Genomic DNA, 221 nt, shown 5'->3' on the forward strand with positions numbered 1-221 from the left:
ACTGCACCATCTGCTCCTTGTAATGACGCTAACCATTGGGCTTCTGTACCTGTGAAACCACCGTCTACTGCGATTTCATATGCTGAAGATCCATCTGCACCTGCTAAACCTTGTGGACCAGTTTCTCCTTGAGGACCTTGTGCACCATCAATACCATTTGTTCCGTCAGCTCCATTGGCTCCTGCAACACCTTGAGGACCCTGAGCTCCAACTGCACCATC

At 50.2% G+C, this 221-nt stretch carries 1 pseudogene; it reads right to left on the reverse strand.

Going from position 1 to position 221, the window contains the following annotated elements:
• Positions 1-221: pseudogene (locus Q1B05_RS18670) on the reverse strand (collagen-like protein); the annotation flags it as partial.

Source organism: uncultured Formosa sp. (genome assembly GCF_947500765.1).
In the GTDB taxonomy this organism is placed as follows: Bacteria; Bacteroidota; Bacteroidia; order Flavobacteriales; family Flavobacteriaceae; genus Formosa.